At 69.8% G+C, this 18369-nt stretch carries 19 protein-coding genes and 1 pseudogene; 10 read left to right on the top strand and 10 right to left on the bottom strand.

Annotated features, from left to right (window positions below):
• Positions 1 to 175: 175 nt before the first annotated feature.
• Positions 176 to 637 (bottom strand): tellurite resistance TerB family protein, encoded by a 462-nt coding sequence (locus MFF30_RS22235; RefSeq protein WP_238282222.1) that lies wholly within the window; start codon positions 635 to 637, stop codon positions 176 to 178.
• Between the two features lie 134 nt (positions 638 to 771).
• Positions 772 to 1215 (bottom strand): DMT family transporter, encoded by a 444-nt coding sequence (locus MFF30_RS22230; protein ID WP_238282221.1) that lies wholly within the window; start codon positions 1213 to 1215, stop codon positions 772 to 774.
• Between the two features lie 220 nt (positions 1216 to 1435).
• Between MFF30_RS22230 and MFF30_RS22225 the strand changes: the two genes are divergently transcribed.
• On the top strand, positions 1436 to 2041 hold the full coding sequence (locus tag MFF30_RS22225; protein WP_238282220.1) for a biliverdin-producing heme oxygenase: 606 nt from the start codon (positions 1436 to 1438) through the stop codon (positions 2039 to 2041).
• On the opposite strand, the gene MFF30_RS22220 is transcribed toward MFF30_RS22225, so the two are convergent.
• The 7 genes from MFF30_RS22220 to MFF30_RS22190 form a co-directional block, all read right to left on the bottom strand.
• Entirely contained in the window at positions 2038 to 4593 is a 2556-nt protein-coding gene (locus MFF30_RS22220) for an HWE histidine kinase domain-containing protein (RefSeq protein ID WP_238282219.1), read from the bottom strand. The two genes, MFF30_RS22225 and MFF30_RS22220, sit on opposite strands and share 4 nt — an antisense overlap.
• A 139-nt stretch (positions 4594 to 4732) precedes the next feature.
• Positions 4733 to 5014 (bottom strand): hypothetical protein, encoded by a 282-nt coding sequence (locus MFF30_RS22215; protein WP_238282218.1) that lies wholly within the window; start codon positions 5012 to 5014, stop codon positions 4733 to 4735.
• A 67-nt stretch (positions 5015 to 5081) separates the two neighbouring features.
• Entirely contained in the window at positions 5082 to 7118 is a 2037-nt protein-coding gene (locus tag MFF30_RS22210) for an OmpA family protein (RefSeq protein ID WP_238282216.1), read from the bottom strand.
• 362 nt (positions 7119 to 7480) lie between these two features.
• Positions 7481 to 9304 (bottom strand): ABC-F family ATP-binding cassette domain-containing protein, encoded by a 1824-nt coding sequence (locus tag MFF30_RS22205; RefSeq protein ID WP_238282215.1) that lies wholly within the window; start codon positions 9302 to 9304, stop codon positions 7481 to 7483.
• A 56-nt stretch (positions 9305 to 9360) separates the two neighbouring features.
• A complete protein-coding gene (locus MFF30_RS22200) occupies positions 9361 to 9555 on the bottom strand; it encodes a hypothetical protein (protein ID WP_373320983.1) in 195 nt (64 codons plus the stop codon).
• A 145-nt stretch (positions 9556 to 9700) separates the two neighbouring features.
• On the bottom strand, positions 9701 to 10015 hold the full coding sequence (locus tag MFF30_RS22195) for a polyhydroxyalkanoic acid system family protein (protein ID WP_238282213.1): 315 nt from the start codon (positions 10013 to 10015) through the stop codon (positions 9701 to 9703).
• A 137-nt stretch (positions 10016 to 10152) separates the two neighbouring features.
• A complete protein-coding gene (locus tag MFF30_RS22190; RefSeq protein ID WP_373320982.1) occupies positions 10153 to 10503 on the bottom strand; it encodes a septal ring lytic transglycosylase RlpA family protein in 351 nt (116 codons plus the stop codon).
• A gap of 588 nt (positions 10504 to 11091) precedes the next feature.
• Between MFF30_RS22190 and MFF30_RS22185 the strand changes: the two genes are divergently transcribed.
• Positions 11092 to 12285 (top strand): site-specific DNA-methyltransferase, encoded by a 1194-nt coding sequence (locus tag MFF30_RS22185; RefSeq protein WP_373320981.1) that lies wholly within the window; start codon positions 11092 to 11094, stop codon positions 12283 to 12285.
• A gap of 25 nt (positions 12286 to 12310) precedes the next feature.
• Here the strand turns inward: MFF30_RS22185 and mutY are convergent, their stop codons facing one another.
• Entirely contained in the window at positions 12311 to 13651 is a 1341-nt protein-coding gene (gene mutY / locus MFF30_RS22180) for an A/G-specific adenine glycosylase (protein WP_238282210.1), read from the bottom strand.
• A gap of 143 nt (positions 13652 to 13794) precedes the next feature.
• Here mutY and MFF30_RS22175 point away from each other — a divergent pair, with 143 nt between their 5' ends.
• The 8 genes and pseudogenes from MFF30_RS22175 to MFF30_RS22140 form a co-directional block, all read left to right on the top strand.
• Positions 13795 to 14280, top strand: a complete 486-nt coding sequence (locus MFF30_RS22175) for a DUF721 domain-containing protein (protein WP_238282209.1) — start codon at positions 13795 to 13797, stop codon at positions 14278 to 14280.
• A 127-nt stretch (positions 14281 to 14407) separates the two neighbouring features.
• Complete coding sequence (locus MFF30_RS22170) at positions 14408 to 15061, top strand: thioredoxin domain-containing protein (protein WP_238282207.1); 654 nt, start codon at positions 14408 to 14410, stop codon at positions 15059 to 15061.
• 227 nt (positions 15062 to 15288) lie between these two features.
• The gene (locus tag MFF30_RS22165; protein ID WP_238282205.1) at positions 15289 to 15663 is read left to right on the top strand and encodes an AtpZ/AtpI family protein; all 375 of its coding nucleotides are present in this window, start codon (positions 15289 to 15291) and stop codon (positions 15661 to 15663) included.
• Between the two features lie 118 nt (positions 15664 to 15781).
• Positions 15782 to 16537 carry a F0F1 ATP synthase subunit A gene (locus MFF30_RS22160; RefSeq protein ID WP_238282203.1) on the top strand — a complete coding sequence of 252 codons (756 nt, stop codon included), beginning with the start codon at positions 15782 to 15784 and terminating at the stop codon, positions 16535 to 16537.
• Positions 16538 to 16645: 108 nt separating this feature from the next.
• The gene (locus MFF30_RS22155; protein WP_018044493.1) at positions 16646 to 16873 is read left to right on the top strand and encodes a F0F1 ATP synthase subunit C; all 228 of its coding nucleotides are present in this window, start codon (positions 16646 to 16648) and stop codon (positions 16871 to 16873) included.
• A 111-nt stretch (positions 16874 to 16984) separates the two neighbouring features.
• Positions 16985 to 17548, top strand: coding sequence for a F0F1 ATP synthase subunit B family protein (locus MFF30_RS22150; RefSeq protein WP_238282201.1), 564 nt, complete (start codon positions 16985 to 16987; stop codon positions 17546 to 17548).
• A gap of 87 nt (positions 17549 to 17635) precedes the next feature.
• On the top strand, positions 17636 to 18121 hold the full coding sequence (locus tag MFF30_RS22145) for a F0F1 ATP synthase subunit B family protein (protein ID WP_238282223.1): 486 nt from the start codon (positions 17636 to 17638) through the stop codon (positions 18119 to 18121).
• Positions 18122 to 18250: 129 nt separating this feature from the next.
• Positions 18251 to 18369 (top strand): annotated as a pseudogene (locus MFF30_RS22140) (multidrug ABC transporter ATP-binding protein); the annotation flags it as partial.

The raw sequence follows: 18369 nt of genomic DNA, 5'->3' as shown, positions 1-18369 counted from the left end.
CGAATTTCTCTTTGGCCATCGTCTCTTTCCTGCGGCAAGCTCACACGAGCGGTCGCCCGGGCTGAAGCTCGACGAGGCGTCGAGCCGGGCGAAAGACGGGGGCCCGCTTAGAGGCTTGCCGTCCTTTGATCAAGGGCTTTGCTGGATCGCGCCTGCCCCGGCCACGCGGCGCGGTCTACTGAACGGCGCGGCGGACGGGCGATGCGGCGAGGAGAGCCGCCTTGTCGAGGCCGAGGGCGGCGGCGATCTCCTCGAGGGCCCGGGCTTCCACGTCGATGATGCCGTCGAGATCGGCCACATCCGCCGCGACCAGGAAGGCGGCCTCGCGCTCCTCGATGCCGCGTCCCTCGATGGCGCCCACGAGGCGCAGGTTCTCGGCGCGGCCGGCCCGGGTCCGCGCCCGGGCGATCCCCTCGTACAATTCGCTCTCGAGCATCAGCCGGTCGTAGCCCTTCTCCAGGATTGGATTGGCCTGCATGCCCGCAAGTGCCGTTTCGAATTCCTGGCCGGCGACCTCGCCGTCGGCCACGATCACGTTGGCCGCCGCCGAGACCATGGCCTGCATGAGCGCCTTGTCGCCGGCATAGGCCGTAACGGTCTGGCTGAAGCGGCTGACGATGTCCTGGAAGATGTTCATCGCGAGGGGTCCGTCGGTCCTGGAAGCGGGGGAGGAGGCTGGAGGCGGGGGAGGAGGCAAGGATCGATGCATCGACGCGGAGCGAGGCTTTGCCGTTCCCGACCTCGAAAACAAGCCGCACCGGCCTGCCCATCTCAGAACATCGCCACGAGGGCGATGCCGGCGATCATCAGGAGCCCCCCGCAGATGCGCCACAGGCTCACGGGGTGCTGTTCGAAGCCGACCCAACCGAAATGATCGAGGAGGATCGAGGTGACCACACCGGCGGTGACGAGCAGGCCGAGATACGGCGCCGCCCCGATCCGCTGGGCCACGTAGAGCTGGGAGAGGATGAGGAGCGCGCCCATCATGCCACCCAGCCAGGCCCAGTGCGGTACCGCCCGGATGTCGCTCATGGACGGCGGCGCGAAGCGGCCGAGGATCAAGCCGACCGCCAGCAGGGTCGTCGCGCCCACCAGGGAAATGACGATGCCTGCGGCGAAGGGCTGCGCCAGGTTCTTGGCGAGCGTCGCGTTCACTCCCGATTGCACGGCGTTGGCGATGCCCGCCATGAGCGCGAGACCGTAAAAGAACCACATGGACGATCCTGGGCAAAGACAATCGGAGGAAGAACGCGGCACACGAAGCGCCGCAGGGGGATGCGCCCGAGTGGTCGAGAGGCCGGACATTGCAGCATCGTCCCCGCCTGGGCAGGCGCGTCGGTAAAGTCCTTTGCCCGGTCCGTAGATTGTTTATGAACACAGCGTAGATCGGGCCGAGGCCCTCGGGAATGTGACGGGTCGTGGCATGGACAGGACGATGGCGGCACCCGCCGGATCAGAGACTGCGACGGCACGCACCGGCTCCTCTGAAGCGCAGAAGCCCGCCGATCTGCGCTTCCGTCTCCGCGATGCGACGGACGCGGCCCATCGCCGGCTCGATGCCGGATTCGCGGCGTGGGACCTCTCCCGGCGTGCGGATTACGCGGCGTTCCTCCGGGTCATGGAAGCGGCCTTCGTGCCCCTGGAGCAGTGGCTCGATGGGGTCGATCCCGCCTTCCTGCCCCCTGATTGGGCCATCCGCCGCCGTGCGGATGCTTTGCGCGCCGATTTGATCGGCATCGGCGGCGCTGAACCCCCGAGGTCGATCGGAGCGCTTCGGCACCCCGAAGCCGAGGCGCCCGGTATTCTCTACGTCCTGGAAGGGTCCCGCCTGGGCGGACAGGTGCTGCTACGGCAGGTTCTCGCCAGTCCCGATCCGCTGGTCCGCGCGCATGCGCACTTCCTGCGGCACGGCGAGGGACAGCGTCTCTGGGCGAGTTTCGCCGCCTGGTTGTCCGCCCGACCCGCGCAGGATCACGATGCGGCGGCCCGTGGTGCCCTGCGCGCTTTTGCGCTGTTCGAGGCGGCCCAGACCGCGGGTTAGGCCGCGACGGCCCCTGCTGCCAGCGCCCGGCGCAGGGTATCGGCGGTGTAGGGCTTCTTCACCATCGTCACCGCACCGAGCTCGGGCGGGATCCGGAAACTTTCACCGTAGCCGGTGGCGAAGGCGAAGGGAACGCCGAGAGCCGACAGGCGTCGGGCCACCGGCAGGCTGGTCTCGGAGCCGAGGTTCACGTCGAGGAGCGCGAAGCTCGGGGTGGCCGCCTCGATCAGCCGCATGGCGTCGTGCACCGAGGCGGCCATGTCCACCGCTCTGGCGCCCAGGGTAGCGAGGATGTCCTCGGCCTCAAGGGCGATGATCATGTTGTCCTCGACCAGCAGGACCGCTCCCGAGAGCGCCTTTGCTTCGAGGCTGTGCACGCTCTCGCGCGGAACCGGCGCGGGCGCAGCCGGGGCGGCCCGGACGTAGCGTGCCGGCACCACGAAGCGCCCGCGCACCCCCGTGAGTTCGTAGCTGATATCCGCCTCCCCCTTCAGCTCGTAGGGGATCGAGCGCTCGATCAGCGTGGTGCCGAAGCCGCGCCGGGTCGGTGGCACCACGGCAGGTCCGCCGCTCTCGTTCCAGTCGATGACGAGGGCATCGGACGGATCACGACGCCACGCCACATCGACCCGCCCGGCCGGTTCCGAGAGCGCGCCGTACTTGGCCGAGTTCGTCGTCAGCTCGTGGATGACGAGCGCGAGGGTGGAGAAGGCCTGCGGCTCGAGCAGCACGTCGATGCCGTCCAGGACGACCCGCTCGGCGCGCTCGCCGAGATAGGCCTCCATCTCGAGGGCGATGAGATCGTGCAGCGACCCCGGGCCCCAATTCGTTGTGGTGATCTGATCATGGGCGCGGGCCAGGGCCTGGATGCGCGCGCCGACCACCCCCGCGAATTCCTCGACGCTGTCCGCCCCCGACCGGCTCTGGGCGACGATGCCGCGGATGAGGTTGAGGATGTTGCGCACGCGGTGATTCAACTCCGCGATCAGCAGTTCCTGCCGCTCCTGGGAGGACTTGCGCTCCTTTTCGGCGGAATCGGTCAGCCGCAGGATGACTTCGAGGAGCGTGATCCGGAGAGCCTCGGCGATGCGCAACTCCGCCGCGCTCCAGGGCGCGGACTGGCCGCGTACCACCTCGGTCCAGGCCTCGAAGCTCTTGCGCGGAGTCAGGCGCAGGCCGTTCGGTCCGAGGGTCGCGGGCTTGCTGGGGTTGCCGGCCCAGGTCACGGTCCGGGCGATCTCGCGTCGGAAGAACACCAGGAAGTCTCGGGGTGCCCGCGAGATCGGGACCGCGAGAAGCCCGGCCGCTCGCTCGGTGTAGTCCGCCGCGGGCGGGTGGACGTCACCGATCGCGTGGGTGGCGAAGGCTCGGCTGGTCGCCGTCCGGTTGAGGAAGCGCACCAGTCCGGTGAATTCCTCGGCCGTCGGGGTCGCACCCTGGAGCGTGACCTGGCCGTTCACCCAGACGCCGATCCCGTCGCAGGTGACGATGCCGGCGATGTCGTCGAGGAAGCTCGTGATGTTCTCCAGGCTGGTGCCGCCCGAGGCGAGTGCGCCCATCAGGCGATCGTGCAGGGTGCGCGAACTCGCCTCGTATGCGGCCTCGGCCTCGCGCTCTCGGCTTTCCAGGATCAGCGAGAACATCTGCCCGAAAAGTTCGGCGCCGGTGCGGCGCTCGAGGGAGATGTGGCGCGGCTCGGCGTGATGGCAGGCGAACAGGCCCCAGAGGCGGCCATTGCGCAGGATCGAGACCGACAGGGAGGCGGCGACCCCCATGTTGCGCAGGTATTCGAGGTGGATCGGCGAGACCGTGCGCAGGGTGCTCATCGAGAGATCGAGGGGTTGGCCCTCCGGATCGCGTTGCGGAATGACTGCAATATGCGGCGCGTTCACGTCGGCGATGATGCGCAGCCAGTTGCGCTCGTAGAGCACGCGCGCCTGCTTCGGGATGTCGGAGGCCGGGTAATGCAGGCCGAGATACGGATCCAGGCTGGAGCGGGCGGATTCGGCGATGACGACGCCCGAGCCGTCCGGATCGAAACGGTAGATCATCACCCGGTCGAAGCCGGTGAGCGCCCGCATCTGACGCACGGCCTCGCGGCAGAACAGGTCGAAGCCGAGGGTCTGCTGGATCCGGCCCACCATGCTGCGCACGAGGTTGCCGGCGTTCAGATGTTCGGAGACGCTGGGCTCGGCCTCGATGACGATGCTGCCGCCCGAGACGTGCAGGGCGATGTCGAAGGGGGGGCCCCCCGGCAGCAGGGGCGTGCCGAAGATCCGGTCGATGGCGTCGGGACCGCGCAGGGCCTGGAGGTGCCCGCGGATCAGGTGGATGGTCTCGGCGTCCAGGAGGTCGGACAGGGGCAGGCCGAGGAGGTCGGCCGCCGCGTGTCCGAGCCAGCGCGGCGCGTTCTCGGAGGCCCGGACCACGATCCAGTCCGACGAGACCGCGATGAGGAAGCCGAAGGGCTGGACCGCGCCGAGGATATGGATCGGCTCGCGGTCGCAGGAGGACAGGTCGACGGTCTCGGGCCGGGCTGGATGATCCGTCATGACATCAATCGATCACCGCGTCCGTCGGCGAATTGCAGGTAAACCAGTGACGACAACGACGGAGGGTCGCGAAAGTCTCCCTGATCGATCCGGGCAAATCGGCTTCTGGTCGCGCCTGTCGCGGAAATACAACGCGGCCTTATGGCCGGGTGTCCCTGCCCTGCAGAGCCCCGGCCACGAGGACGGCGCCGACGAGGTAGGCGGCGAGCAGCAGGGCCGCGCATTCGATCCAGGCGGCGGCCCGCCCCGGGACGATGCCCGCGGCGGCGAGGCCACCGCAGAGCCCGGCGCCCAGCACGAGGGTGAGCGCCCCCCAGCGGGCTGGCCCCGTGCGGGGCAGGCCCGCGAGCCAGCCGATGCCGGCACCGAGCAGGAGGCTGGCGGCCAGGGCTGGCCAGAGCATGGTCGCCAGGAGGGTCACGGGTCACGCCTCGATTCTGGGATGGGTGTCGGATGCGGGATGCCGGTGTCCCGGCGGCAGGCCGGTGTCAGGGGCGTGCGACGGGCGTGAGGCCGACGCCCTGGTCAGCGGGACGCGCGGTGCCGGGCGGTGCCACCGCGACCTGTTCGGGACGCAGGCCCGCCTGAAGCAGGTACTCAGCGACAACGAGCGCCCGCTGCTGCGGCAGGTCCGGTGCCGGTTCGGCTTTGGCGGATTCGGGCTTGGCTGGATCAGTCTTGGCTGGATCGGGTTTGGCGGGCTCGGCCTTTTTCGTGGCGGCTTTCACCGGCGGCTTGGACGCCGGTTTGGCGTCCGCAGGCCGGGCCCCCTGCGGCTTGCCCGCCTCCAGGGAGGCGGTGCTCTCGACCGCCGCGTCGACGGCCGGTCTCGGCGCGGGGGCGCCCCCGGCGGGGTCGGCATGGCCCGTGACCGTGAGGCGCAGGGACGGACAGGTCCGCGCGAGGCCGGCCAGGGCGTCGAGGCCTGGATAGAAGGCGGGCTTCAGGGTCGCGCTGCCGGGCGCGAAGACCGGGCCCGGTCCCTTCAGGCTGGAATCCAGGGCCTGGGCGCAGGAATCCGGCGTGCGGGCCGGAATCTCCCCGGGGACGGTCACGGCGATCTCGGCGCGCCACCCCTCCGGCAGCGCGGCCGGAAGGTCCTCCCGGATGCGCCGGGCGGTCTGGGGGTAGAGGCTCTCGCCGCTCAAGATCACGGTGCGATCAGCGATCCGGACCTCGCCGCGCACCAGCAGCGCGAGGGGAGCTGCAACGGCCGTCAGGGCGCGGGCGAGGGTGTCCGGCGCGCCCTGGCCGAGGCGCGTGCGGTCCACGAGCCGCTCGCGGAACAGGCGCGGCCGTAGGGCCCCCAGCAGGGCTTCGCGCGTGGCCACGTCTGGCAGGTGCCCGGTCAGGGTCACGGCGTCCGCCTCGCGCCGGAGTCCGACCCGGTAGGGGGAGAGCGGTCGCGTGCCGAGGGTGATCCCGCCGCGCTTCAGGCCCGCCGGAATTGCGTCTCCGATCAGGGCCTCGATCTCCGGAATGGCCTGGGCGTCGAGGGCGATGCCGTTCAGGGAGATTGCGGAATCCGCCACGGTGACGCTGCCCTCCTGCATCAGGCCGGCGAGTTGCAGGGCGAACCGCGCCATCGCGGCCGGGTCGATCTCGGACGGCAAGCCCCGCGCGGTGCGCGTCCGGTCTTCGATCCGGCCCGTCTCGGAGATCTGGGCCGCCTGTTCACGGATCGCGGTTCGCGCGGCCTCCGAGACCACGTAGCCCGAGAGGTCCAGGCCGCCACCGGGCGGGCGGGTCACGACGAAGCGAAAATCCGCCACCGCGGCGGGGGCGATCTCGACCTGACCGAGGGTGTAGCCGACGGGCGGCGCCGCGAGGGCGGCGCGCAGGGCCTCCTCGTCGGCGACGGAAGCCGCTTCGCCGGAGACGGAAAGGCGCAGATCCTCCAGCATCACCCGGCCGCCGGGTGCCAGCGCGCGCAGGCGGGCCAGGGCGTAAGTCGCTGCGGCGGAAAAGTCCGGCGGCGCCCCGAGGGCGGCGCGGGTGCGGTCGCGTAGGGCCGTGCCCGGCTCCAGGGCGGGCGTCAGCCGCTCGGCGAGGGCACCGGCGCCGATCTCCGCCGGACGGGATCCCGTGAGGTCGACACCGTCCTGGGTGCGCGTCGCCACCCAGACGAAGGGTGCGGCCAGCTCGACCACGCCGACCGGGCCGACGAGACGCCGCACGCCGTCGAGGCGTGCCAGGCGGTCGTGGGCGGCGTCGCGGGTCCCGGCATCCGGGGCCTCGCCGGTGACGACGAGGTCGCGGCCCTCCGCCGTGACGCGCAGCCAGGGCTCGGCCCCGGGCTCCGCCACCGAACGCGCGACGGCGTCGGCCTCGCGGGCCAGTCGTGTCTCCAGCCGGGGTGTCACCCAGAAGGCGGAGGCGGCAAAGATCAACGCGAGGCCGGGCAGGCCGGCGGCCCAGCCAATTCGGCGGCAGCGGTCTCGGAAGTCGAAGGCGGCGGGCACGTCGGGATCCGGTAGCGGCAGGGCGATCCTGCGCGGCTCGCGCTCGCCCTCGCCGCACCACATACCCGCTTCACGGCATCTTGAAGGCCGAGACCCGCATCCGTCCCGGCTCGCCTCGCCTGGCTCGGTGGCGGAGCCACGCGGCTCGTGGGCTGCGATGCGCCTCTGCGTGGTGACGGGCGTGTGGTTTTCCTTCCCGGCTGTGGGACCCGCACATCCGCGTCGTCAAAGGCCGGACGCGTTCTTCTTTGCAGCGGATCTCGGGCCTGCCCAAGATCCGTCATGCTTGCGGGAAGAGGTCCGGAGTGGGGGTGGTTCCGCCAGCCTCCGTTCGTCGAGGGGCACCCAACCACCCCCACCTCCGACTCCTCCCCGCAATGTGGGGAGGAGGGCTGCGTCGAGCTTGGACGCGCCAAACGACCGGATCAGGCGTCGCGCAGCATCTCGAGTTCCAGCCAGCGGTCTTCGGACTTCGAGAGTTCGGTCTCGGCAACGGCGAGGAGGTCGGAAGCCTTGGCGAAGCGGGCCGGGTCGCGGGCATAGAGGCCCGGATCGGCCAGGACCTCGCGCAGCTTGGCGATGTCGGATTCAAGCTTCTTCATCCGGTCCGGCAGGGTCTTGAGTTCATGCTGGTCCTTGAAGCCGAGCTTCGGCTTGCCGGCCGGGGACGCGGTCTCGGGCGCCTTCGCGCGGTCGCGGGCATCGGTGTGCGCCTCCGCCTTCTCGGCCCGCCCGGCCGCCGCTCGGGCCTGCACGCCCTCCCCGCGCTGGGCGATCATGTCGGTGTAGCCGCCGGCATACTCGACCCAGCGCCCCTCCCCCTCGCTGACCAGCACGCTCCCGACCACCCGGTCGAGGAAGTCGCGGTCGTGGCTCACGAGGATCAGGGTCCCGGAATAATCAGCCAGCATCTCCTGCAGGAGGTCGAGGGTCTCGAGGTCGAGGTCGTTGGTGGGCTCGTCGAGGACGAGGAGGTTGGCGGGCTGGGCCAGGGCGCGTGCGATGAGCAGGCGGTTGCGCTCGCCGCCCGAGAGCACGCTCACCGGGGTGCGGGCCTGCTCGGGGGCGAACAGGAAGTCCTTGAGGTAGCCGATGACGTGGCGGCTGACGCCGCCGACCATCACCGAATCGCCGCTGCCCCCCGTGAGCACCTCCGTCACCGTCATGCTGGGCTCCAGCACGGCGCGGGCCTGGTCTAGGAGCATCATTTTCAGGTTGGTGCCCAGAGCCACCGTGCCCGAATCCGGGTGCGCCTGACCGGTCAGCAGGTTGATCAGCGTAGTCTTGCCGGCGCCGTTGGCGCCCACGATGCCGAGGCGGTCGCCCCGCATCACCCGCAGCGAGAGATCGTCGACGATCCGGCGCGGGCCATAGGCCTTGGCCGCGTGCTTGGCCTCGATCACCAGGGCGCCCGAGCTCTCGGCTTCCGTCGAGGTCATCGTCGCGGTGCCGACGGGGCGGCGGTCGTCGCGGCGTTCCTTGCGCAGGGCGTGCAGGTTGCCGAGCCGCCGCACGTTGCGCTTGCGCCGTGCGGTGACGCCGTAGCGCAGCCAGTGCTCCTCGTCGGCGATCTTGCGCTCCAGCTTGTGCCGGTCGCGCTCCTCCTCCTCGAAGAAGGCGTCGCGCCAGGCCTCGAAGGTGGAGAAACCCTGCTCGATACGACGGGTGACGCCGCGGTCGAGCCAGATCGTGGTCTTCGACAGGGCCGAGAGGAAGCGCCGGTCGTGGCTGATCAGCACGAGGGCGCCGCGCACGCTCTTCAGCTCGGATTCGAGCCACTCGATCGCCGGCAGGTCGAGGTGGTTGGTGGGCTCGTCGAGGAGCAGGATGTCGGGCTCGGGCGCCAGGGCCTGGGCGAGCGCCACCCGGCGCCCCTCGCCTCCCGACAGGCTCTTCGGGTTCTCCGCGCCGGTGAGGCCGAGGCTCTCCAGGAGGTAGCGGGCACGGTAGGCGTCGTCGTCGTGGTTGAGGCCGGATTCGACGAAGTCCAGCGTCGTCTCGAAGCCCGAGAAGTCGGGCTCCTGCGCCAGGTAGCGGATCGTGGTGCCGGGCTGGACGAAGCGCACGCCCTTGTCGGGCTCCACGAGCCCGGCGGCGATCTTCATCAGGGTGGACTTGCCCGAGCCGTTGCGGCCCACGAGGCAGGTGCGCTCGCCGGGGGAGATCGCGAGTTCGGCGCGCTCGATCAGCGGGGTGCCACCGAAGGTGAGCGCGACGTCTTGGAGGGTGAGAAGCGGAGGAGCGGCCATGGGGCCGGCTTATGGCAGCGACCGCGCCTCCGAACAAACCCGCATTCGGGCTTCCCTCACATCGTGGGGTTGGCGGGGCCCGTGGGCATCGGATCGGGTGCGATGGCCGGGCCGATATCCGGATCGTTGACCGGGATCTCGGTGGGCGTCACGTCGGGCGCCTCGGTCGGGGTCTTGCCGGGCACGTCCGTCCCCGGGGTATCGGGCCCTGGGGGCGGGGTCTGCGGCGCCTCGTAAGGGGTCTCGGGCACCGGAGCTTCCGGGATGGGGCCGGGGTTCGACATCGCTTGCGCCTCTCGGTTCCCCGGGACTTGAATGCCCCAGGATCGGACCGTGGCAACACCCCGCACCAGAGGCCGGTTCCGGGGTGACGCCATCACGCGGGGCGGCCGGGGCCTACTTCTTGGTCAGCAGGAGGTTTCCCTCCTTGCCGACCCTTTTCTGGATCTGCTGGGCGAACAGGGCGAGGAGCAGCGGCAGGCGCACCTCGACCCGCACGGTCTCGGCCCGAACATCGACTTGGCCGTCCACCTTCTGGCCCATGGCGGCCATCGCGAAGTCGAGGCGGTCGTCCGTCCAGGCCATCTTGTCGACGGCGATGCCCGCCTTGGCGAACAGCCCGTCGGCCTGGGTGATGCCATCCGCGATGCGCCGGCGGGCTTCCGCCAAGCCGAGGTCATGCGGAATTTCGACGATCAGGGGCTTGGCCATGGGATTCCGAACTCACGATTCCGCCGGTGAGAATGGGGTCGACCGGTCGTTCGCACAACGCCGGCCAACCGGATTGGCTCACGCGAAATTTCGGCGGTTCGCTCCGGCGTGACGATGGCCGACCGGTTCGGCCCGTCTCAGTCGACGACGCGCAGGGAGACGTAGGTCGTGCCGCCCATGCCGAGCGCGCGGGCGGAGCCCTTGGCGAGATCGATGATCCGGCCGCGCACGAACGGTCCGCGATCGTTGATGCGCACCACCACGGAGCGGCCGTTGCGCTTGTTCTCGACCCGGACCCGGGTGCCGAACGGCAGGCTGCGATGGGCGGCGGTCATCCCGTTCGGATTGAAGCGCTCGCCGTTCGCCGTGCGGTGGCCGCTCGCGTACCAGGAGGCGGCGCCGGACTGGGCGCTGGCCGGTGAATGGGCGGCGAGAGTGACGACGGTTCCAATGAGGGCAACAGCTCCACGAACAGGCTTGATGGTCATCCGCATTCCCTTTGTTGTTTCGGATGGCCGGCAAAATGAAGCGGAACGGGGCCAAAATGAGACCGGACAAATATGGCGGTAACTGCCTTTTTTAGGCTATAGGGATTTTTTAATCAGTGGTTGTGAGTGGAGATATTATTCACGATCTGTCTATGAATCCAGCCGCCTGCGCCGTTGTTGAGACCGTGGAAACTCCACGTGATCGGGCCTTGATCGTGGCCATGACGCAACGTCGGGATGCAGGATGCCCCCCTCAGGGATGCGGTCAGCGAAACCCTGCCCTGCGCGAGGCTGGCAGACGCCGGAAAGGTAAGTTTCTTCTCCATCCGCGCCCTTGAGGTCGGCTGAAGGCCATCCCGGGGTTCCTGGATGCAGTGCGGCGCGTTGCCGGAGTTAATCTTCCGAGGAGCCGGGTAAATTTTCCGCTGATCTTTCCAACGGCGAGGCTATAGCCTCCTGGGGCCTGGCACGTGCCACCCGGCAAAAATTGCAGCCCCAAATCGAGACGCCTTGTCCGCATCTCGGCAACCCCGCCTTTACGTTAACGGGCCCAAGGTCTGCCGGTCAGTCGCGTAACCGGTGTTTGCCATGGCTTCCCTGCGTACCGCGGTTGCCGACACCGTCGCCCGGAAAAGTGTCTCGCGTGCCGGGCGGCCCGTGTCGGTGCCGCGGATGGGTCTCGTACCCCCCGCGTCCCGTCTTCCCCTCGACGAGATCCTCGTCGGCGACTGTATCGCGGCCATGAACGCCCTGCCGGCGTCCAGCGTCGACTGCGTGTTCGCGGATCCGCCCTACAATCTCCAGCTCGGCGAGGGCTCGCTCCTGCGTCCCGACCAGAGCCGGGTCGACGCGGTGGACGACGCCTGGGACCAGTTCTCGAGCTTTGCCGCCTACGACGCCTTCACCCGCGATTGGCTCGCGGCCGCGCGCCGGGTGATGAAGCCGAATGCCACCCTGTGGGTGATCGGTTCCTACCACAACATCTTCCGGGTCGGCGCCACCCTGCAGGACCTAGGCTACTGGATCCTCAACGACATCGTCTGGCGGAAAGCCAACCCGATGCCGAACTTCCGGGGCAAGCGCTTCACCAATGCCCACGAGACCCTGATCTGGGCCTCGCGCTCGGCGGAATCGAAGGCCTACACGTTCCACTACGAGGCGCTGAAGGGCGGCAACGACGACGTCCAGATGCGCTCGGATTGGTTCATCCCCCTCTGCACCGGCGACGAGCGCCTGAAGGGGGCCGACGGCCAGAAGGTCCATCCCACCCAGAAGCCCGAGGCGCTGCTCGCCCGCACGCTGCTCGCCGCCACCAATCCCGGCGACGTGGTGCTCGACCCATTCTTCGGCACCGGCACCACCGGCGCCGTGGCCAAGCGCCTTGGGCGCCGTTTCATCGGCATCGAGCGCGAGACCGTCTACGCGCAGGCCGCCCGCGCCCGGATCGACGCTGTCGAGCCTCTGTCGCAGGCCGCATTGCTGGTGGCGCCGAGCAAGCGCGCGGAGCCCCGCGTCGCCTTCCTGAGCGTGATCGAGGCCGGGCATATCCGCGCGGGCGAGACCCTCACGGACGCGCGCGGCCGCCACAGCGCCATCGTGCGCCCCGACGGCACCCTGATGGCCGGACCGGCCACGGGCTCGATCCACAAGATCGGCGCCCTGGTGCAAGGCTTCCCCGCCTGCAACGGCTGGGATTTCTGGCACGCGACCCGCAACGGCAAGCCGGTGCTCATCGACGTCTTCCGCGCCAAGATGCGGGCCGCCATGGGCTCAGCCGCCTGAGTCGGGCGCCCTCCCCGGCGGCAGGTCAGCGCGGGCGGGTTTTCGGCCTGCCCCGCTTGCGCGCGGCGGTGGGCGCCGCCACCGGTTCGTCGAACACCCCCTCCTCCCCTTCTTCCTCCGGATGCGGCACGGAAATCGCGCGCGGCGCCGGCTTCGGAACGGGGCGGAAGCGCGGCGGCGCGGCTGGCGCCTCCTGCTCTGGTTCGGCGAAGAGCGGCGTGTCCGCGACCGCCCGCATCCCCTTCGGCCGCCCGCGCTTGGCCGGCGGTTCGGGCTTCGGGTCGAAGGCGTGGGCCAGGACCTTCTTCATCACGCCCGGCAGGGGCTCCTCGCCGAGGTCGCGGCGCGGCGTGAAGCGTAGGCCCGCCGGCGCCGCCGTACTCAGCGCCACCTTGGCCACGAACACCGTCAGTTCCAAGGGGAAGTGGGTGAAGCCGTGACGCACAAGCCCCGGCAGGCGCTTCCAGCGCGCGTCGAGGGGCGCGTCGAGGAGGGCCTGGGTCGGGTCGTAATCGGGCTCCCACGCGCTCGTCGGCGGCTCGGCCATGGCGCCGAGCAACCCCTCCGGCGGGCGCGTGCGCAGCAGGATCGCCTCGTCGCCGCTGCGGATCGCCACGAAGGCCGCGCCCCGCCGCAGTGTGCCCTTCACCGCCTTGACCTTGCGCGGATAGGTCTCCTGCAGGCCAAGCGCCCGGGCCCGGCAGGGAGCCATCCAGGGGCAGAGGGCGCAGGCCGGGCGCTTGGGCGTGCAGATGGTGGCGCCCAGATCCATCACCGCCTGCGCGAAGTCCCCGGGCCGGTCCGCGGGCACCAGATCCTGCGTCACCGCCCGGATCTCGGGGCGCGCCGCCGGCAGCGCGGTCTCGATGGCGAAGAGCCGCGTCATCACCCGCTCGACATTGCCGTCCACCGCCGCCTCCGGCCGGTCGAACGCGATCGCCGCGACGGCGCCCGCCGTGTAGGCGCCGATGCCCGGCAGCTTGCGCAGGGCGGCGGCCGTGTCGGGAAATCCGCCGGCCGCCGCCACCGCCCTGGCGCAGGCATGCAAATTGCGGGCGCGCGAATAATAGCCGAGCCCGGCCCAGGCCGACATCACCGCCTCCTCCGGCGCCGCTGCCAGCGCCTCGACGGTGGGGAAGCGCGCCAGGAACGCGGCGAAGTAGGGTTTGACCGCCGCGATGGTGGTCTGCTGAAGCATCACCTCCGAGAGCCAGACGCGGTAGGGGTCGGGCGTTTCCCCCGGCAGCGCCCGCCAGGGCAGGACGCGCCGGTGCCGGTCGTACCAGGTCAGGAGGTCGGCGGCCGCGGGGTCGGGGGCTGTGGTCTGGGACACGGGCACCGGTGCGCGCTGGGGAGGCTCGTCCATAGCCTTCCGGACCCCGCCGTCAAAGACCCGCCCGGGGATCCGCGACGCCGCTTCGGCTCTCCGGAACCGCGTGCTAACCATTGCGGCGCGATACCGGTGCCCCGGACGCGATCCCGGTCGGCCCTCACGGACACACGCAGCGCATGGCCCGTGCCAAACCCCTCGCCGAACTGCTGGAGGAATGCATCGGCCCGGCCTTCGCCGCGCAGGGCTTCGCCTCTACCGACATCCTGGGCGCCTGGCCCGAGATCGTCGGCGAGCGCCTGTCGCGCTACTGCCAGCCCTCGAAGCTCGAATGGCCGCGTCGGCGCCAGCGCGACGAGGAGGGGCGCTCGGAGCCCGGCACCCTCGTGGTCCGGGTGGAGGGGGTGTTCGCCCTCGAACTCCAGCACCTCGCCCCTGTGGTGATCCAGCGCATCAACGCCCATTACGGCTGGGCCTGCGTGGGCCGTATCGTGCTGCGCCAGGGCCGGGTCGACCGGATCGGGCGCCGGCCCGCGCCCCCGGTGATCGATCCCGTCCGCCGCGGCGAAGTGGCGCTCGCGGTGGGCACGATCGAGCACGACGCCCTGCGCGACGCCCTCGATCGCCTCGGCACCGCCATCGTGGCGACCACGCACAAGCGCTAGGCGGATCGCCGCCGGACCTGCGAGAAGGACCGCGGCGAAACGACGACCCGCCTTGTCAGGACGCCTGCAGGATTCTACCGCATCGCTCACGAAGACATTTGGTCCGCGAGCGGAGCCCGTCCCGATCATGATCACCCGACGCGACGCCCTGAAAGCCACCGGCCTTGCGGTCGGCGCTGCGATCCTCCTGCCCCGGTTCACCCTGCCGGCCGCGGCCGAGGACGCGAACCTCTCCACCCTGATGGAGCCCGGCCCCCTCGGCGACGTCTGGCTCGGCCCGAAGGACGCCAAGGTCACGATCATCGAGTACGCCTCGATGACCTGCTCGCACTGCGCCGCCTTCCACAAGTACACTTGGCCGGCCCTGAAGGAGCGCTACATCGACACCAACAAGGTGCGCTTCACCCTGCGCGAGTTCCCCCTCGACCCCCTGGCCACGGCGGCCTTCATGCTGGCGCGCTGCGACGGGGACGCCAAGTACTACCCGATCACCGACCTGCTCTTCGACCAGCAGGCCGCCTGGGCCTACGTGCAGAAGCCGCAATCGCCGGTGGACGCCATGGAGCAGATGCTGCGTCAGGCCGGCTTCTCGAAGGAGAAGTTCGAGGCCTGCCTGAAGGACCAGAAGCTCTACAACGCCGTCAACGTGGTGAAGCAGAAGGGCATGGACACCTTCAAGGTCGATTCGACGCCGACGTTCTTCATCAATGGCGAGCGCTTCAAGGGCGAGATGACCATTGAGGGGATGGAGAAGGTGATCAAGCCGATCCTGGGCGCCTGAACCCGTCCGCGTCACGCGGGATCTGGCCCGTCCGGGGCCGTCCCGCCATGGGCATTGCCGAAGACCTGGGGGCGGCTCGGGAAAACCTCGATTTTCTCAAAGGTGTCAATATCTTACATCGTGTCGGCGGCGCCTTGACACCCAAGGTAGGCGAAACTATGGTGCGCCCCGCTTGAAGGAGGCGTTCCGGCCGGTTCCCTCCGCTCTCGCCAATGTGAGTTCTCGCTGTGAGCGGCAACGAAACAGGGGACGAAGGCGGGGACGGGCGGAAGAAAGCACTGGACGCGGACCTCTCCCAGAGGCTCAAACGTCTTGAGACGCAGATCGAGCGGAAGCGGCCCAGCGCCCCTCCCGGTCATTCCTCGCGTCCCGGCCAGACGGCCGGGCCTTCTCCTCTCGGCCAAGCGATGCGGCTCTCGACCGAGTTCATCGCGGGCGTCCTGGCCGGGGGCATTCTCGGTTGGATGTTCGATCGGTACCTGGGGACGAAACCCTGGGGTCTGATCGTCCTGCTGATGCTGGGCTTCGCGACCGGCGTCTACAACGTCATGCGCGTCTCGGGAGCACTCTCGAAGGCGCCGGGCAAGGAGCGGGACCTGTGAGGGCTCGCTTTGGGAAAGGCCCCTGCGGCCGGACCTCGATTTCATGCATGCCGCTCCGTGCGGCACCGGTGGTGGCGGGCCGAAAGGCCGGCCGAGATTCAGAAGGGCGGGAGCGGCAATGGCCGTAAAGATGGATCCGATCCACCAGTTCGAGCTCAAGCCGCTGGTCTCCTTCGGTCATATCGGCAACCAGGAGATCGCGTTCACGCAGTCCGCGCTCTACATGTTCGCCGCCGTCGGGATCATCGCGCTGATCACCGTGGTGGCCACCGCCCGCCGCTCGGTGGTGCCGGGCCGCATGCAGTCGATGGCCGAGGTGTTCTACGAGTTCATCGGCTCGACCCTGCGCCAGTCCGCCGGGCACGGCTCCGAGCGGTTCATGCCGCTGATCTTCTCGCTCTTCATGTTCGTGCTCGTGCTGAACATGCTCGGCATGATCCCCTACGCCTTCGCGGTGACCAGCCACATCATCGTCACCTTCGCGCTGGCCTTCCTCGTGATCGGCACCGTGATCGTGTACGGCTTCATGGCCCATGGTACGAAATTCCTGAAGGTGTTCGTGCCCTCCGGCGTGCCCGGCTGGCTGATGCCGATGATCGTGGCCATCGAGATCGTGTCGTTCATCTCGCGCCCGATCAGCCTCGCGGTCCGTCTCTTCGCCAACGTGCTCGCCGGCCACATCGCCCTCAAGATCTTCGCGGGCTTCGTGCCGGCGCTGCTCGCCGCCGGGGCCTGGGGCGCGATCTCGCCCCTGCCGCTGGCTCTCAGCGTGGCCGTCACGGCCCTCGAATTCCTCGTCGCCGGTCTGCAGGCCTACGTCTTCGCGACGCTCGCCTCGATCTACCTCAGCGACGCCCTGCATCCCGGCCACTAGGCCGGGTCACCCCGGCGCCAGCCGGGACACGCCCTTCCGTCCCCGGTCCGCGGTCGCAGGCCGGATTTCTCTCCACGCAACGACGACACGGACACCAGGAGCAATTTGATGGATCCCTTAGCTGCCAAGTACATCGGTGCCGGCCTCGCCTGTCTCGGCATGGCGGGCGCCGCCATCGGCCTCGGCAACCTCTTCGGCCAGTTCTACGCCGGCGCGCTCCGCAACCCGTCGGCCGCCGACGGCCAGCGCGGCAACCTGCTCCTCGGCTTCGCCCTCACGGAAGCGCTCGGCATCTTCTCGCTGCTCGTCGCGCTGCTGCTCCTGTTCGCCGTCTGAGATCGCTGCGCGCTCCCTAGACTTCGAACCCGCTACCGGGCCGGACGCCGCCTCCCCTTCTGGGATGGTCCTCGCGTCCGGTCCTTTCTCCCGATTTGACCGAAGGACGTCATGGCTCAGCCGGCTCATCCGACCGCAACGCATGAAGGCTTCGCCGCGACGCCGGCCGCCGAGCACGGCGGTGGCTTCCCCCCCTTCGAGAGCCACACCTTCGCGTCCCAGCTGATCTGGCTCGCGCTGGCCTTCGGCCTGCTCTACTACCTGATGGACAAGATCGCGCTGCCGCGCATCCAGGGCATCCTGCACGACCGCGCCACGCGCCTGTCGGGTGACCTCGACGAGGCCCAGCGCCTGAAGGCCGAGGCGGACGCCGCCGGCGCGGCCTACGAGAAATCCTTGAGCGACGCCCAGGCCAAGGCCCAGGCCATCGCCCTCGAGACCCGGAGCGCCCTCGCCCAGGAAGCCGAGACCCGGCGCAAGGCCCTCGAGGCCGAGTTGAACGCCCGCATCGCCGCCTCCGAGGCCACCCTGCGCACCCGCACCGCCGAGGCCATGGGCAACGTGCGCGGGATCGCCGGCGAGACGGCCTCCGCCATCGTGGAGCGCCTGACCGGCCGCAGCCCCGACGAGGCCGCCCTCGCCAAGGCCCTCGACAGCGTCGCATTCCCGCACTGAGGCGGGACGCCAAACCACATCTGACCGGCAGGAATACCCCACGGGGAAGACCCCGCCGGACACCATCGAGTTGGGACGCCGAGCATGTTGTTGGAAGCCGAATTCTGGGTCGCAGTCGCCTTCGTCCTGTTCATGGCCGTGGTCTGGAAGGTCGGCGGCTTCGACCAGATCACCAAGGGCCTGGACGGCCGCGCCAAGCGCGTGCGCCACGAACTCGACGAGGCCCGCCGCCTGCGCGAGGAAGCGGCCGGCGTCCTGGCCGACTACAAGAAGCGCCGCGCCGAGGCCGAGCGTGAGGCGGAGGCCATCGTGGCCTCGGCCCGCGAGGAGGCCCAGCGTATCGCCGACGAGGGCCATGCCCGCCTGAACGACTTCATCGCCCGCCGCACCAAGTCCGCCGAGACCAAGATCGCCCAGGCCGAGGTCCAGGCCACCGCCCAGGTCCGCGCCGCCGCCGCCGACGCCGCCGTGAAGGTGTCCGAGGTGATCCTGCGCGAGCGCATGCAGGGCGAGACCGCCGAGGGCCTGGTGCGCCAGAGCCTCGGTGAGGTCCGGACCCGCCTGCGGGCCTGATCGCCCGCGACCGCGACACCGGGAAAGCCGCCGCGAGGCGGCTTTTTCGTTTTGCCGTCCAGTCCTGCGGCGGCGGCGTGCTATAGCGCCGGCCCGATCGCGCCGGCGCCATGCCGCAGCGGAGCCCCGATGCAGCCGATCATCTCGATCCAGGACCTGTCCAAGGTCTACGCCTCCGGTCTGAAGGCCCTCGACGGCATCGACCTCGACATCCGCGAGGGCGAAGATCTCGCCCTCGCGGATGTCGA

Origin of the sequence: Methylobacterium goesingense (assembly GCF_022179225.1) — a bacterium.
Lineage (GTDB): Bacteria > Pseudomonadota > Alphaproteobacteria > Rhizobiales > Beijerinckiaceae > Methylobacterium > Methylobacterium goesingense.
The sequence above is the reverse complement of the archived record's forward strand: the minus strand, read 5'-3'. Positions and strand labels throughout refer to the sequence as shown.

Excerpts from the sequence above, each read along its gene's own strand:
- MFF30_RS22235 (WP_238282222.1), bottom strand. The coding sequence starts at position 637 with ATGAACATCTTCCAGGACATCGTCAGCCGCTTCAGCCAGACCGTTACG.
- MFF30_RS22230 (WP_238282221.1), bottom strand. The coding sequence starts at position 1,215 with ATGTGGTTCTTTTACGGTCTCGCGCTCATGGCGGGCATCGCCAACGCC.
- MFF30_RS22225 (WP_238282220.1), top strand. The coding sequence starts at position 1,436 with ATGGCGGCACCCGCCGGATCAGAGACTGCGACGGCACGCACCGGCTCC.
- MFF30_RS22220 (WP_238282219.1), bottom strand. The coding sequence starts at position 4,593 with ATGACGGATCATCCAGCCCGGCCCGAGACCGTCGACCTGTCCTCCTGC.
- MFF30_RS22210 (WP_238282216.1), bottom strand. The coding sequence starts at position 7,118 with ATGTGGTGCGGCGAGGGCGAGCGCGAGCCGCGCAGGATCGCCCTGCCG.
- MFF30_RS22205 (WP_238282215.1), bottom strand. The coding sequence starts at position 9,304 with ATGGCCGCTCCTCCGCTTCTCACCCTCCAAGACGTCGCGCTCACCTTC.
- MFF30_RS22195 (WP_238282213.1), bottom strand. The coding sequence starts at position 10,015 with ATGGCCAAGCCCCTGATCGTCGAAATTCCGCATGACCTCGGCTTGGCG.
- MFF30_RS22190 (WP_373320982.1), bottom strand. The coding sequence starts at position 10,503 with ATGACCATCAAGCCTGTTCGTGGAGCTGTTGCCCTCATTGGAACCGTC.
- MFF30_RS22185 (WP_373320981.1), top strand. The coding sequence starts at position 11,092 with ATGGCTTCCCTGCGTACCGCGGTTGCCGACACCGTCGCCCGGAAAAGT.
- mutY (WP_238282210.1), bottom strand. The coding sequence starts at position 13,651 with ATGGACGAGCCTCCCCAGCGCGCACCGGTGCCCGTGTCCCAGACCACA.
- MFF30_RS22175 (WP_238282209.1), top strand. The coding sequence starts at position 13,795 with ATGGCCCGTGCCAAACCCCTCGCCGAACTGCTGGAGGAATGCATCGGC.
- MFF30_RS22170 (WP_238282207.1), top strand. The coding sequence starts at position 14,408 with ATGATCACCCGACGCGACGCCCTGAAAGCCACCGGCCTTGCGGTCGGC.
- MFF30_RS22160 (WP_238282203.1), top strand. The coding sequence starts at position 15,782 with ATGGCCGTAAAGATGGATCCGATCCACCAGTTCGAGCTCAAGCCGCTG.
- MFF30_RS22155 (WP_018044493.1), top strand. The coding sequence starts at position 16,646 with ATGGATCCCTTAGCTGCCAAGTACATCGGTGCCGGCCTCGCCTGTCTC.
- MFF30_RS22150 (WP_238282201.1), top strand. The coding sequence starts at position 16,985 with ATGGCTCAGCCGGCTCATCCGACCGCAACGCATGAAGGCTTCGCCGCG.